13 protein-coding genes are annotated in these 12,720 nt (G+C 70.3%); 11 read left to right on the forward strand and 2 right to left on the reverse strand.

Features of this window, described 5'->3' with window-relative positions:
* The first annotated feature begins 22 nt into the window (after window positions 1-22).
* From ACIG47_RS19370 to ACIG47_RS19385, 4 genes are all read left to right on the forward strand, one after another.
* Window positions 23-856, forward strand: coding sequence for an SDR family NAD(P)-dependent oxidoreductase (locus ACIG47_RS19370; protein WP_397432705.1), 834 nt, complete (start codon window positions 23-25; stop codon window positions 854-856).
* An 834-nt stretch (window positions 857-1,690) separates the two neighbouring features.
* Complete coding sequence (locus tag ACIG47_RS19375) at window positions 1,691-1,966, forward strand: hypothetical protein (RefSeq protein ID WP_397432707.1); 276 nt, start codon at window positions 1,691-1,693, stop codon at window positions 1,964-1,966.
* Between the two features lie 287 nt (window positions 1,967-2,253).
* Window positions 2,254-3,975 carry a hypothetical protein gene (locus tag ACIG47_RS19380; protein ID WP_397432710.1) on the forward strand — a complete coding sequence of 574 codons (1,722 nt, stop codon included), beginning with the start codon at window positions 2,254-2,256 and terminating at the stop codon, window positions 3,973-3,975.
* Between the two features lie 155 nt (window positions 3,976-4,130).
* Complete coding sequence (locus tag ACIG47_RS19385; protein WP_397432711.1) at window positions 4,131-4,856, forward strand: tetratricopeptide repeat protein; 726 nt, start codon at window positions 4,131-4,133, stop codon at window positions 4,854-4,856.
* Window positions 4,857-5,063: 207 nt separating this feature from the next.
* Here ACIG47_RS19385 and ACIG47_RS19390 read toward each other — a convergent pair whose 3' ends face one another.
* Window positions 5,064-5,396 carry a hypothetical protein gene (locus ACIG47_RS19390; RefSeq protein WP_397432713.1) on the reverse strand — a complete coding sequence of 111 codons (333 nt, stop codon included), beginning with the start codon at window positions 5,394-5,396 and terminating at the stop codon, window positions 5,064-5,066.
* Between the two features lie 583 nt (window positions 5,397-5,979).
* Between ACIG47_RS19390 and ACIG47_RS19395 the strand changes: the two genes are divergently transcribed.
* The 3 genes from ACIG47_RS19395 to ACIG47_RS19405 all read left to right on the forward strand — a co-directional run bounded on the left by ACIG47_RS19395 (window position 5,980) and on the right by ACIG47_RS19405 (window position 8,079).
* Window positions 5,980-6,243, forward strand: coding sequence for a hypothetical protein (locus tag ACIG47_RS19395; RefSeq protein WP_397432714.1), 264 nt, complete (start codon window positions 5,980-5,982; stop codon window positions 6,241-6,243).
* A complete protein-coding gene (locus tag ACIG47_RS19400; protein ID WP_397432715.1) occupies window positions 6,240-7,010 on the forward strand; it encodes a hypothetical protein in 771 nt (256 codons plus the stop codon). The genes ACIG47_RS19395 and ACIG47_RS19400 overlap by 4 nt, the downstream gene beginning before the upstream one ends.
* Window positions 7,011-7,080: 70 nt before the next feature.
* Window positions 7,081-8,079, forward strand: a complete 999-nt coding sequence (locus tag ACIG47_RS19405; protein WP_397432717.1) for a hypothetical protein — start codon at window positions 7,081-7,083, stop codon at window positions 8,077-8,079.
* A 52-nt stretch (window positions 8,080-8,131) separates the two neighbouring features.
* Here ACIG47_RS19405 and ACIG47_RS19410 read toward each other — a convergent pair whose 3' ends face one another.
* Entirely contained in the window at window positions 8,132-8,878 is a 747-nt protein-coding gene (locus ACIG47_RS19410; protein WP_397432719.1) for a hypothetical protein, read from the reverse strand.
* Between the two features lie 213 nt (window positions 8,879-9,091).
* Here ACIG47_RS19410 and ACIG47_RS19415 point away from each other — a divergent pair, with 213 nt between their 5' ends.
* The 4 genes from ACIG47_RS19415 (at window position 9,092) to ACIG47_RS19430 (ending at window position 12,635) form a co-directional block, all read left to right on the forward strand.
* A complete protein-coding gene (locus ACIG47_RS19415; RefSeq protein ID WP_397432720.1) occupies window positions 9,092-9,529 on the forward strand; it encodes a single-stranded DNA-binding protein in 438 nt (145 codons plus the stop codon).
* Window positions 9,526-10,587 (forward strand): hypothetical protein, encoded by a 1,062-nt coding sequence (locus tag ACIG47_RS19420; RefSeq protein ID WP_397432722.1) that lies wholly within the window; start codon window positions 9,526-9,528, stop codon window positions 10,585-10,587. The genes ACIG47_RS19415 and ACIG47_RS19420 overlap by 4 nt, the downstream gene beginning before the upstream one ends.
* Window positions 10,584-11,552, forward strand: coding sequence for a hypothetical protein (locus tag ACIG47_RS19425; protein ID WP_397432724.1), 969 nt, complete (start codon window positions 10,584-10,586; stop codon window positions 11,550-11,552). Before ACIG47_RS19420 ends, ACIG47_RS19425 begins: the two co-directional genes overlap by 4 nt.
* Before the next feature lie 87 nt (window positions 11,553-11,639).
* Entirely contained in the window at window positions 11,640-12,635 is a 996-nt protein-coding gene (locus ACIG47_RS19430) for a hypothetical protein (protein WP_397432725.1), read from the forward strand.
* The last annotated feature ends 85 nt before the right edge of the window (window positions 12,636-12,720 follow it).

Genomic DNA, 12,720 nt, shown 5'->3' on the forward strand with positions numbered 1-12,720 from the left:
CAACTACTGTGAATGGAGAGTCATGGAAGAGCGCAAGACCATCGTCATCACGGGAGCGAGTGACGGCCTCGGGGCAGCAGCAGCCCGCCAGCTCCACCGCGCCGGTCACGAGGTCGTGGTTGTCGGACGCTCGCCGCACAAGACCGAGGCCGTCGCCAGGGAGATCGGCGCGGACGCCCATGTCGCCGACTTCACTCGCCTCGGGGAGGTCCGGAGATTGGCTGCCGACCTGAACCGCGCCTACCCCCGGATCGACGTCCTCGCCAACAATGCCGGTGGTGTGTTCGGCGACCCTGCGAAGACCGTGGACGGGTTCGAGAAGACGTTCCAGATCAACCACCTGGCCCCGTTCCTGCTCACCCAACTGCTGATGGACCAGCTGATCGACTCTCGGGCCAGCGTCATCCAGACCACAACCCTGCATGGCGGTATGGCGCGCGAGGTCGACATCGACGACCTCAACCTGGACAACAACTACGACCCGCTTCGTGCGTACGGCACGGCCAAACTCGAGAACGTCCTGTTCACCAAGGAGCTGCACCGACGCTTCCATGACCAAGGCGTCTCTGCCGCTGCGTTCTACCCGGGCAACGTGGCTACGAACTTCGGCTCCGAGACCACCAGCCGCCTCATGAAGTTCCTGGCCACCAACCGCCTGCTCCGGGCCATGGTGTGGAGCACACCCGACCGGGGCGCCGACCAGTTGGCCTGGCTCGCAGGGGGACGCCCGGGCTCCGACTGGAAGTCAGGCGAGTTCTACGTGAAGCGGCGCCCAGGAAGGCGCCTCAACAAGCTTGCCTACGACACCGACCTCGCCCGCCGGCTCTGGGAACGCTCCGAGGAACTGGTCGCCTGACCTCGGCGTCTCTCCACGCTGCGGGGCGCGACAAACCGCCCCCTTCCCCGGAGTCGAGCCCTCATGTGCATTATGCGGCGTGGCGTCGGCGCGCAGCGCTCAGACGTTGAACTGTGCATACCGGCCCTGACCTCGGGTTTTATCACCCACCGCGGGCGGCTGGGACTTCCCTGGGACTTGGGACCGGGTTAGGGCTTCGAAGTCGCCGACCGAGGATGGTCGACACGGCGGACGCCCTGGTGGGAATCCTCGCCTGTACGCACGACGGCTGTCGTGCGCTCGTTCACGATACCGGTGGTGCCGGGGCGGCACCGATTGGCCCGAGATTGCAACGTGCGATCGACCGAGGTCCCCTACGGCTGCCGCTGCCTCTACTCGCCAGGCTTTCGCCGTCCGGAGGCATGCGGCTCTTCAAACTTTCTGCGGAACATCTTCTGTGGCGGAGGAGTTCGCTTCGCGACCCACGCAGCACATTCTTGTGTTGTCGTCTTCTGCCCCTCAAACCTGTCGGAACCGCTAGTTTCTGCGGTTCCTGCGGGAGCAGGTCAACTGTGGCACGACGTCGACACAGTAGGCAACCGTGGGCACTGGTGGGCACTACAACAGTGACTTTCGCGTGACAGGGCGGGCAATCGTGACACGGATCGTGACACCTTCCCGTCCCCAGAATGCCTGGAACCACCAGATCGCGAGCCAACCCACACAGCCCGGTTGACCTCGTACCTGGTCGACATGAGCGTGGAGCACGCATATCGATCGCTGAATCCCCCAACGACTGCGATCCGGTCGCCCAGGGACACTCTGGCCACTCTTGACCGGGACCCGGACGGTCGCATGCTGGTCGGCAACCACGACCGCATCGCCGCCCTGGACACCCCCGTGCTGCCCAGCGACCTGGCCCGCCAGATCATGATCCGGCTCGCGGGCGGCCTGTTCGTCAACGAGCAGGACCCGCTCACCGGCAGCATCCTTGTGGCTGACGACGCCGGCGCCGTCGTCGCCCACCGGACGGGACTGGCACCGGCCGCCACGAGCGTGCTGCCGGCCGAGGACCGCTGGTACCTCGGTGCGCTCCTGGGTCAGCCCGTGCACTGGATGCCCGCACGATGAGCCTCAACCGATGCGCCGGGCGGCAGCTCCGCCCGCAGCCCACCGGGCCATCGGCAGCGCGGCCGGGCCCAGATGCCCACGCCCCCGGCGGGCGATCCAGAGGATCGGGGCGTTGATCAGATTAGTCCGCACCTCGCCACTACCCACGCCGTGTACGAGCCGGCGTCACGACAGCGGGTGCCCTACGTGCCGCACGCATACCACTATATGCACGATCATTTAATTCACCTTAGGGCACCCTCGTCATATTCATTGCACTAAATGTCCCCTTGGCGTAGATATATCGTATGGATGGGTTGCGTCTGCGCCCCGGGTGGTGGTTGGTGGCGGCCGGGTTCGCGGCACTAGCGGCGGGGGTCTTCGCGATCGCGGAAGGCAGCGTGCCGTTGTTGCTCCTGGGTGTGCTCACCGGGAGCATCTCGGCCGCCGCTCCGTTCGTGACGCGGTGGTGGCATGCCCGTCAGGCTCGGCAGACCGCGCGCCGGGCGGTGGTCGAGTCGTCCGCGCTGTTGCGGCGTGAGGGTGGCCCGGCGAGCCTGCTCGCCCCGGATCGTCAGGTCGTCCCGTTCCAGGGCCGGACCGGTGAGCTGGAAGCGCTGGTGCGCTGGTGCCTCCAGGACGGTTCCCCCGTGCGCCTGGTCACCGGGCCCGGTGGTGTCGGCAAGAGCCGACTGGCGGCCGAGCTCAAGGAGCTGATGACCCGGCAGGGCTGGGACTGTGTCGCTGTCGGCGAGGAGCAGGAGTCGACGATCCTGGCGCGGGTGCGCGACTCGACCACGGCACCGGTCCTGCTGATCGTCGACTATGCCGACACCCGTCACGAGCTCGACGACCTGGTGCGGCAGGTCGCCGCGGACCCGTCCGGTGTACGGGTGCTGCTCATCGCGCGCAGCGCGGGCGAGTGGTGGCAACGCCTGGCGGTCGGTGAACCGCACGTCCGGGAAATGCTCCAGGACGCGTACGACGGGATCGACTTGCCCGTGCAGGTCGACTCGGCCGTCACCGATCAGCAGATCGTCCGCGAGGCTGCGGCAGCGTTCGCCGGCCAGCTCGGCATCCCTGCCCCGCAGGTCCAGCTCGGCGGCAGCCAGCACGGGCAAGGCCGTGTCCTGGACCTGCACGCGGCCGGCCTGGTCGCGGTCCTGCGCGCGCAACGTTCACAGGCCAACACCACCGGCCAGGGGCCGTTGGCGGTGGACGTCTCCGATGTCCTGACCGATCTACTCCGGCACGAGCAGCGACACTGGGTCGGCACCGCCGACCACGTCGGGCTCCTGGAAGGACCGGAAGGCCTCACGATCGAGGTGCTGCGCCATGTCGTGGCCGCCGTCTACCTCGCCCCTCCATCCGACGAAGCCGAAGCCCGCCAGCTCCTGGCCCGGGTCGACCCCGGGGCCGCCACCGTCAAGGTGCTGCGCTGGTTGCGTGACCTGTACCCGGCCCGCGACACCGAGCACTGGGTCGGCACCCTGCAGCCAGACCGCATGGCCGAGCTCCACCTGGTCACCGAACTCAGCGCGTCACCCACCCTGACCACGCACCTGCTGGAGGACCTCGACGGACGCAACGCACGCCACGCCATCGCCGTCCTAGCCCGGTCGGTAGCCGACCACTTCTCCGACCCGACCGTCCGTGCCCGTGCCCTGCACCTCCTGAACCACGCGATCGGCGCGCTGCCCGACGACCTGGAGCTGTTGCGGTCGGTCTCCGCGGTCATCCCCTACCCCTCCGAGGTCCTGACCCAGTCCGACCTGACCCTCCTGTACCGGATCCTGCACCTGATCGACCCCGCCGACACCGCCGCCCGCTCCTGGGTCCTGCACGACATCGGGATGCGCCTGTACCGCCTCGGACGCCTCACCCAAGCCATCGGCCCCTCTCCGAGGCCGTCGACGCACGCCGCGCACTCGCGGAAGCAGATCCCACCCGGCACGAAGCCCAGCTCGCAGCCTCCCTGCGCTACGCCGGCGTCGTCCTGTCCGAGCTCGGCCGAGCACACGACGCCCTGACCCCCACGCTCGAGGCCGTCGAGATCGAGGAACGCCTGGCCCGCAGCGACCGCACCACTCACCTGCCCCACCTCGCCCGGACCCTCTGCGACCTCGGCACCAGGTACCACGAAGCCGGCCTCCCCCAGCAAGCCATCGCCCCGCTGCAAGAGTCGGTGGACCTGAACCAGGGCCTGGCGCGCAGCGAACCCGAGCGCGCCACACCGCACCTGGCCCGGTCGCTGATGAATCTCGCCATCGCGCAGAACATGCTCGGCCAGCCCGCCCAGGCACTACCCGCGATCCAACACGCCGTGCAGATACGCCGTGCCCTGGCCCGCGAGAACCCCGACGCCGAGCTCGTCTTCCTCGCCCGAGCCCTGGCCGAGCTGTCCTCCTGCCTGGTCAACAACGACCAACCCCACGACGGCATCGCACCCGCGCAGGAATCGGTCGAGATCCGTCGCCGGCTCGCCGAGACCAACCCCGAACGGCACACCGCCGACCTAGCCAAGTCCCTCCGCCAGGCCGCCACCGCGCACCGGGACGCCGGCCACACCACCCAGGCCGACCACGCCTACCGCGAGGCCATCACCATCGAACGCGACCTGGTTAGCCAGCACCCCGACCACAACACCTTCACCGCACTGGCCGATTCCCTGGCAGGCCTGGCCGCCATGCAACTGGCATCCGGGCATCCCGCCGACGCGCTCGCCCCGGCCCACGAAGCGGCACGACTCATCGACTGGCGCACCAGCGACACCCGACCCGAGAACCTCCTGCCCGCAGCACGATCGCTCGCTACTGTGCTGCACACCATCTCCGACGTCCTGGAGGCGAACGGGCACCGAGCCGAAGCCCGAGCACGCAGGAGCGAGGCCGCAGCGCTGCTGCAGGGCTGAACCACGACCGCGCGGAGGCACCCGGACGGCAGTACCAGGAATGTCGGGGCCGTGCTGCCTCGTGATGGCCACCGCAACGAGAGCATCGGGCACAGGTTCGTGAGGGGTGCGATCTCAATGCCGTACGGCACGCGGCACACTGGCCCGGACGTCAGTCGTCCCGGCCGGCGAACGTGAACTTGCTGAACTTGAGCCAGCGCTCAGAATCTACAGTTCTGGGGCGCTCCGCTTCGATTCCGCTCTCAATGAGAACGGGATCAGCAGAAGAAGGACGATGCCACCAAGAATGGCACCTTGGATCCCGCCCGCGAGACCGATGATGAGCGGATCAATCCCTTCTGGATAATATCCCGCCTCAACGATGAAGAACTGTACGAGAACGGTGAAGATCGTCGCCCAGGGAAACGCCGTTGCGTAGTAGATCGCAAGTCGATCCAAAGGCGCGTCGATTGTCCCACCGGTCACGATGAGTTCAAATGCGACGCCGAGAGCAGCCCCTATTCCAAGGATGATGGCGATCCGTCGGCGTGTTAGTTTCACAGGAGCCTCCTGAGGTTGAGCGCGAGTGGCCGCCATGTGCTGTAGGCGACTCTGTAGTACGCGTACGTGCCGCAAGCCGGGCAGGTCGCTTTGATCTGCAACCTCAGCCGGCCACTGACCTTGTAGAAAATGAAGGTGATGATCCCAACCCCATCGAAATGACCGGGGAGGGTTCTGAAAACCCATCCGTTGGTTCTAAGGCTTGTCACTTGCACCGGGGCAGGTATCGAACCAAATGCTCGGAGATTCATTCGCTTTCCGACACTGAGCACCCTTGGAGCACCTGGGATCGGGAAGTAAGAGTTGAACCGATAGCGGAAGCTGTTGAAGATTCTAGTTGCCGTTCGGCGCGTCGAACCTATCTCCCACTGTAGTTTGTACAGGCCGAGCTGGCGATGGCCGCCCAGAAAGCGGAATGCTCCCGTGATGTCGACTTCGTTGACCGGGTCCTGGGGGTATGTGTAGGCGGTGGTGTTGCCCCCGGCGATCGGGTCGACCGAAGTAAACGCGCCTGTGACGGGGTTGTAGAGCCGAAGGATGACGGGTCACGGTCGGCCGGGCCCGCCGGTGCCGGTGGTGCGCGATGAGCGAGTGGGCCCAGCGGCATGAGGAGGAGCTGGTCAGGGACGACCAGCTCGCGATCACCGCGCACCTGGAGGCCGACGCCACCCCGGGACACCAGTACCTGGCCCGGCAGATCTGGCACACCGCTCAGGCCCTCGGGGTACCTCCCGGTGGCCACGTCCTGGCCACCGGGCTGGACGCCGCTGCCCTGGTCGGCACCACGGCACCTGCGGGGCATGCCCAGGCCAGGAGCATGTGGGACGCGCCGTCCTCGTGGCGATGACCCCACCACGGTGGCCCTACCCCGCGTTCACCGTGGACCCCGCCCCTGAACCGGCCGGCGCCCGGCCTCGTGGGCTGTTCGCCGTGCAGGTCCTCTCCCAGGTCGGTCTGGACGTGCGGGCGCGCAGCATGACCGCGTGGAACTACCAGCAGCGGCGGTTCCACGAACAGCTCGCCAGCGCGCTGACGGGTGCGGCACCGGGCGGCCTGGTGGTCGCGCTGGCCAACCACACGATCCTGGACACCACCGGCCGCGCCCCGTGGGAGCAGGCCGGTCAGGTCGCCGACTTCCTCGGCGCGGCGCGTCTGCCCTCCCACGCGCTGCGCACCGACGCCCGCTGCGACGCCCCGTTCGACCTGCTCATCTTCCGCCGGCACACCCACCCCGCCATCGACCGGGCACCTGCGCATGGTCTCGACCTGGTGGTGCCGGAAACGGTCTGGATGCAGGACGGCAACCTCCCGGTCAACGCCTACTACGGGCCACACCGCGCTCACGTGCTCGGCCACCCCATCGTGCGCACCGACCGGTGGGACATGGAACACCTCACCGTCCTGGACACCGACCAGACCTGGCGCACCCGCCTGCCCCAGGTCCTGGACCAGATCACCCACGACCACACCCCGGCCGTCCCACCCGGCCCACCCACACGGCGACCCCCAGAGCTCACCAACCTGCCCGAACCTCGCACCGGACGCCTGTCGGTCGGGCAAGGCGGTGACCGCGACCACCGCCCGCCACAGGCCACCGACCCCGTACCACTGTGACCCCGGCTCCCCAAGGCCCGATGCGAACAGGGCGAAGTGACCGAGACCGTCCAACGACAGGAGCAGCCCGATGAGACACACCACGACCTCCACACAAGCGTCCACCCCGGGGCCTGCCCAGAGTTCCGCGTGGACGCCGGCCGCGCTGCGCCGTGCCATGGGCGCGGGCGACCCGGCCGCCCTGGCCGATGCCTGGCAGGTGGGCCGATACCTGTGGCCAGCACTTCGGGCACTGGGCTACGACGGCGGGTACCTCGGCAGGCGCGGGGCCAACAGCGACGCCCTGGCCGGCCGCCCACCACACCTGCGCACCCTCGGCACACCGCCCGGGTATCTCTCGTTCGTCGCGATGCTCCCGCCCGCGCCTGGTCACGACCGGATCCGGCTGCACCGCCAGGGCGCGGACCTGCCCCGGCTGCCCGAGCATCGCGGGCAGCTCGACGTCGTGCTGCAAGACGTCCCGTTCAAGCAGTCACCCGCTACCGCGCAGCAGGCGCAGGCCCTGGCCGAGTACGGCACCAAGGCCCTGACCGAGGGGGTCGTCCTGTCAGCCCGGGGTGGGATCAGCGTCTCCCTCGTGCACACCCAGGTCCTGGACAGCCCCGATCCCACCGGCCGCAAACGCCTGGCTCGTCAGGCCGACCTGGTAGGTGCCCTACGCCTACCGCCACGCCCCGGACCCGACGGGGCAGGTGTGCCGTTCGACGTGGTCCTGCTACGCCGCCGCTCCTCCGGCGCCCGAGGCACGGGGCACCCGTTCACCGACATCTGCGCGGTCCCGCTCGGCGACCAGCTGGTGACGGTCAACGAGTACTTCACCACCCACCCCGACCACGTCCTGAGCCGGGTCCTGCCCGGCCCCGGCGGCTCCGCCCTGCTGGTCCCGGAAGCCGACCGGGCCCGCCTGGGCCGACGGATCCAGGAAGCCTTCACCCGGATCGGAGGTACCGCGACCCAGCGGAGACTGACCGCACCCGGATTCCTGAGCCCACCCACACCAGATCTCCCGAGTACCCAGGACGCACGGCGCCCGGCGGATGCCCGCCCGCACGACGACGTGCACCTCTGACACCCTCCGGCCCCGCCGTCCGCGGATCACGGTGCATGGCGGCTGCCGGGCGTTACCCGGCCGACGCCCGCACCCCAGAGACCCCGACCCGCCCCGTGCCGACCCGCGCTGTGCCGTCCCGCCCTGTGCCGGCCCGGACCGTGGCTGCATGGACGGTGATGGTGTTGCCGCGGTCGAGGTCGACGGTGAACCGGCGCCCGGGCCCGTCCGCGGCCGAGCTGCGCACGACCGACCACCGCATCTCGCGCAGGTACCCGGCACCCCTGTCCAGACCGCCGGCGCTGGTGTGCTCGACCTGCAGGTGCAGGGCCGCACCCTGCCAGCCCTTGGTGCTGAGGATGGTGCTGCCGTGCTGGCGCGCCCGGGCCAGCAGCCGACGCTGCTCGGCCCCGGTCACCCGGGCACCCGGGCCGACCACGACGACGTCCATGCCGTCCAGCAGAGCCGCCAGGATCTGGGCGGGCTGGCCGCCGGCGTCCGGGACCAGGAACGTGCGCTCCAGGTCGACCCCGGCCTCGGCCAGCGCGACCATGCCCAGGGCCGGCCAGCCCACCACCGCCAGCCACCCGTCCTGCTGCGCCGCACCCAGCAGCCGGCCCAGCAGCCCGGCCGAGTCGCTGACCACCGCCGCGGCCCCGGCCGGCAGGACGCCCCCGGGCAGCAGCCCGGTCACTGGTTCCGGGTGCGACGGCACCGGCGCGAGCACCTCGGACCGGTGACGCACCCCGACGCGCCGTTCCGCCGAGCGCAGGGCATGGCGCGCCGCCTCCAGCGCCGACACCCCACCCGAATCGAACATGCGTTCGATGATACGCGCGGGGGTTTGTGGCGCGCAGGCACACCGCTCATCCGGTGCTCGACGCCTGGACGAGCTCGACGGCGAACGGCGCTCCGCGCCGGACAGCGCTTGGTGGCGGGCGGTGCTCGGTAGTGGGCGGTGCTCGGTGTGCACCTGACCACTGACCCAAGGACACCCCCAGGGTGCCCTACATCGCGAGGCAGGGAGCCAATCGTGACGATCCCCATCCGGCAGAGCCTGGAGGGCGTGTTCCTGACCGGGCTACGACCCGGCACCACCCGCAACGGCATCCCAGTTCTGCGTGCCCGCGTGCGCGCCCAGCAGTGGCGGCGCGAGGGCGAGACGTTCACGCCCGGTGAGCCGGTCACGTGCGACCTGGTCGTGTTCCAGGAGTCGACCCAGCGGACACGGACACGGTTCCGGCCTGGTGACGCGTTCATCGCCTCCGGTCACGTCAACACCTTCGACCTGACCCGCGACGGCCAGACGGTGCAGGGCGAGGAGTTCGTGGCTCGGCGCCTGGGGCACGACGCGGCCCGCACCCGGTACAAGGTCTCCCGCACCCGACGCCCGCTGCGCCCAACAGCCCCTTCCGCACCAGCCGGCTCGGGAACGCCCGCGGTGCGGGCCAGCTCGGGGCAGGCGTCATGACCAGCCCCGAACACACCCCTGAGCCCGACGCCGCCAGCACGGGGGCCAGCCCCGGCGGCTCATCCCGGCACGACGACCGCGGTCTGGACGGTCTCGGAACCGGTGGCGAGGAACGCTCCCCCGGGCCGGCCGGACGACCGGAGCGAACCTGGGACGCGCAGGAGCTCCACGCGGTGCAGGCCGAGCTGGGCGGCACCGCACAGGAGTCGCTGCTTCGGCTGCTGGGCTGGCGTCCCGGCGACCCGCTGCCGGACGCTCCCGGCCTGGACGACACCCTGGGCGAGGTCAGCGGCGGAGCAAGCCAGCCTGGGGACGATGCAGCTGCCGGTGGCCTGGTCGGGGCGAACCTCGGGGTGAGCCCGCCCACCGACCTGCTGCTCCCGGCCGAGCCCGAACCGGTGGTCCCGATCAACTGGAACACCCTGGACGCGGACCGGGCCGAGCAGGAGTGGTGGCAGCTGGACGCATTCGTGTACTGGCTGCGCGACGACTTCGGCCTGACCCCGCAGGAACTGCCCCCGATGTGGCACCGGCACCCCGAGCTGGTCTGGGAGCTGTCCGCGCTGCGCACCTCCTGGCTCGCGGGTCACGCCGAGGACGCCCACCCGGGGTCCCCGCTGATGTGGCTGCGGGACCTGTCCGACACCCGCCGCCGGCTACGGGACTGGGTCCAACGGTGCGGCACCACCCTGACCGAGGACCGCCCCACCCGGCGCACGACCTGGCCCGGCGAGAACCCCGCCCCCAGCCCCACCCCAGCCCCGGTGACCGACCGTGCCGCCGACTTCGCCGACTTTGTCGCCGACGATCTCGCCCGGCGCCGCCGGGTCGAGGAACAGGCGCAGGCCGAGGTCGAGCAGGTCCGCGCCGAGCGGGTCAACCGGCTGCGCCAGGCCTGGCTCCTACCCACACCCGACCCCGAGGAGCCCGCTCCGGACGTGCCGTCCACCGGCCCGACCACGGGTGAGCCCGCACCAGGTCAGCCCCCAACAGGTGAGCCCGTGGTGGACGAGCCGGTCGCCGAGGGGCCCGGCACGGATGAGAGGGACAGGTCATGACCGTCAACGCGCAGGCCTCCCGAGTGAAGGCAGACATCTCCGCGCTGGACATCCACGCCCACACGGACGCCGCCGACGCGCACGCCCAGCTCGCACCGATGCTCGGTAACCTGCTGCGAGGCCTGGGCGCCCCGGTCCGGGCGCGGGCGCTGGCATTCGGCGTGTACCCGCAGGCACTGCTCACGGGCGACCCGAACCGGCACCAGGCCCGCGACGAAGAAGGGCTGCCGGTCCAGGACCGGTGGCAAGGCCCTCTGCCCGGGGGCCGGCCGGAAGGCGACCGTGACGCGGTCCCGTTCGCACGGTTCCCACTGGACCTGGGCATGACGCGCCCGTTTGACGTCGCGCTGGTGTCGATGCCGTACAGCGACGTCCACCTGCGCAGCCGCGATGGCCGCATCGCGCGGCTGAACAACTTCCATGCCTTGGCCACCGAAGCGCTGGACGCGCTCGCCGCCGGTGGGCACGCCGTGTTCCTGGCCAACCACACGGTGCTGGACTTTCCTGACCCGTCCCACTGGGCACGCCTGGCCCGCACGGCCGACTTCCTCGGCGCGGTCCGCCTGCCCTCTCATGTCCTGCGCACCACGCCGGCCTGCGACGCACCCGTCGATGTCCTGGTCCTACGCCGCCGCAACACCCCGCTGCCCGCCCGGAACCTGCAATTCCCCCGCGTGGACTGGTCACCGGCGAACGGGATGCACGAGAGCACCCACTTCACCACCTACCCCGACCGCGTCCTGGGCGCCCGGGAGGTGTCAACCGACCGCTGGGGGATGCAACAGCTGACCGTCCACGACCCCAAGGGCACCTGGCCAGGCCGCCTCGCCGCCGTGTTCGGCCAGATCGCCGCCCTGCACCGCCCCACCAGCACCGCCACCGACCATGCGACCGGACACCGGCCGGCCACACCCCGGCACGGACCCAGCCACCCACACCCCGAGCCACCCGACCTGTCTCTGTGACCGCCATCTGGACCGCTCATCGACCGTTCCACCCATCAGCAACCCACCCACCAGCAACCCAGCACCGACGATGAGGAAGGCCCTGTCATGGAGTCCGACGAATCCCGCATCGAGCTCGTCCAGACCGACCAGGCCACGGCCCTGGAGATGCTCGCCCAGCAGAACTACGACAGCACGTCAGCAGCCGTCGCGTACCAGAACATCGCGGCCCAGTTGTGGCCGCACCTGCGGGCCCTGGAGTACACGACCGGGACGTTGCTCGCCGTCGGAGCAGACGCCGACCTTCTGGCCGGCGCATCGCCCGACGGGCCCCGGCCTGCCGACACCATCGACGGTTATGAAGACGGCCTCTTCCTGACCGCTCGCATGCCCTCCGCCGGCCTGTTGCCGCGCCACGGGCTGCGGCTACGGCCCATGGGCACGCGTGAGGCCGGTACCGCCGACCTCGCCCTGGCCGACCTTCCTCTGGCCGACACACGGGCCCTGACCCGCTCCACCAGGAACCGCCTCGCTGCGGAGCACAGCGCGATCATCGGCGACGTCCTGGCCTGGCTACGGCCCGGTGGGCTCCTGGTCACCACCGCCCACCACCAGCTCCTCGAAGGAGTTGCCACCCAGCCGCGCCGTTCGATCGCCGGCCACGCCGACCTGGTCGGGGCCGTGCGCCTGCCTGCCGCTGCGCTGCGCCGGGCACCTCTGCTGGACAGCCCCGTGGACCTGCTGCTGCTGCGCCGCCGCGAACCCGGCCAGCCGCCCGCCGGCCTGGACTTCATCGACCGCAGCCTGGTGCACGTCCACGACGCCCCGGACATGCTCATCAACGACTGCTACGCCACCGCGCCGTGGGCCGTGCTGGGCAACATCGTGCCCGACCCGATCGACTCCGAGACCACGACGGTCGCCCCCATCGGCGGCGACTTCGGGCGGCTCCTGTCCCAGGCACTGGCCACGCACACCGACATCGCCATCGACGACCGCCTCTACGCCCAGCAACGCACCCCGGCGGCCGGCACACCCCAGCGGGCACCACAGCAGGACGCGCCGCCCGTGCCCGGCACCGGCTACGCCGGGCCCACCTTGTAGCGCCCGGCCACCAGCCCAGGACCCAGCAGTGATGCCCAGCAGAGGCACCAGCCGTACCGCCGACTGGCGCGCACCTGACCGGACA

This window comes from Promicromonospora sp. NPDC052451, from assembly GCF_044547525.1.
Lineage (GTDB): Bacteria > Actinomycetota > Actinomycetes > Actinomycetales > Cellulomonadaceae > Promicromonospora.

Excerpts from the sequence above, each read along its gene's own strand:
- ACIG47_RS19425 (WP_397432724.1), top strand. The coding sequence starts at position 10,584 with ATGACCGTCAACGCGCAGGCCTCCCGAGTGAAGGCAGACATCTCCGCG.
- ACIG47_RS19405 (WP_397432717.1), top strand. The coding sequence starts at position 7,081 with ATGAGACACACCACGACCTCCACACAAGCGTCCACCCCGGGGCCTGCC.
- ACIG47_RS19430 (WP_397432725.1), top strand. The coding sequence starts at position 11,640 with ATGGAGTCCGACGAATCCCGCATCGAGCTCGTCCAGACCGACCAGGCC.
- ACIG47_RS19420 (WP_397432722.1), top strand. The coding sequence starts at position 9,526 with ATGACCAGCCCCGAACACACCCCTGAGCCCGACGCCGCCAGCACGGGG.
- ACIG47_RS19380 (WP_397432710.1), top strand. The coding sequence starts at position 2,254 with ATGGATGGGTTGCGTCTGCGCCCCGGGTGGTGGTTGGTGGCGGCCGGG.
- ACIG47_RS19400 (WP_397432715.1), top strand. The coding sequence starts at position 6,240 with ATGACCCCACCACGGTGGCCCTACCCCGCGTTCACCGTGGACCCCGCC.
- ACIG47_RS19375 (WP_397432707.1), top strand. The coding sequence starts at position 1,691 with ATGCTGGTCGGCAACCACGACCGCATCGCCGCCCTGGACACCCCCGTG.
- ACIG47_RS19410 (WP_397432719.1), bottom strand. The coding sequence starts at position 8,878 with ATGTTCGATTCGGGTGGGGTGTCGGCGCTGGAGGCGGCGCGCCATGCC.
- ACIG47_RS19395 (WP_397432714.1), top strand. The coding sequence starts at position 5,980 with ATGAGCGAGTGGGCCCAGCGGCATGAGGAGGAGCTGGTCAGGGACGAC.
- ACIG47_RS19370 (WP_397432705.1), top strand. The coding sequence starts at position 23 with ATGGAAGAGCGCAAGACCATCGTCATCACGGGAGCGAGTGACGGCCTC.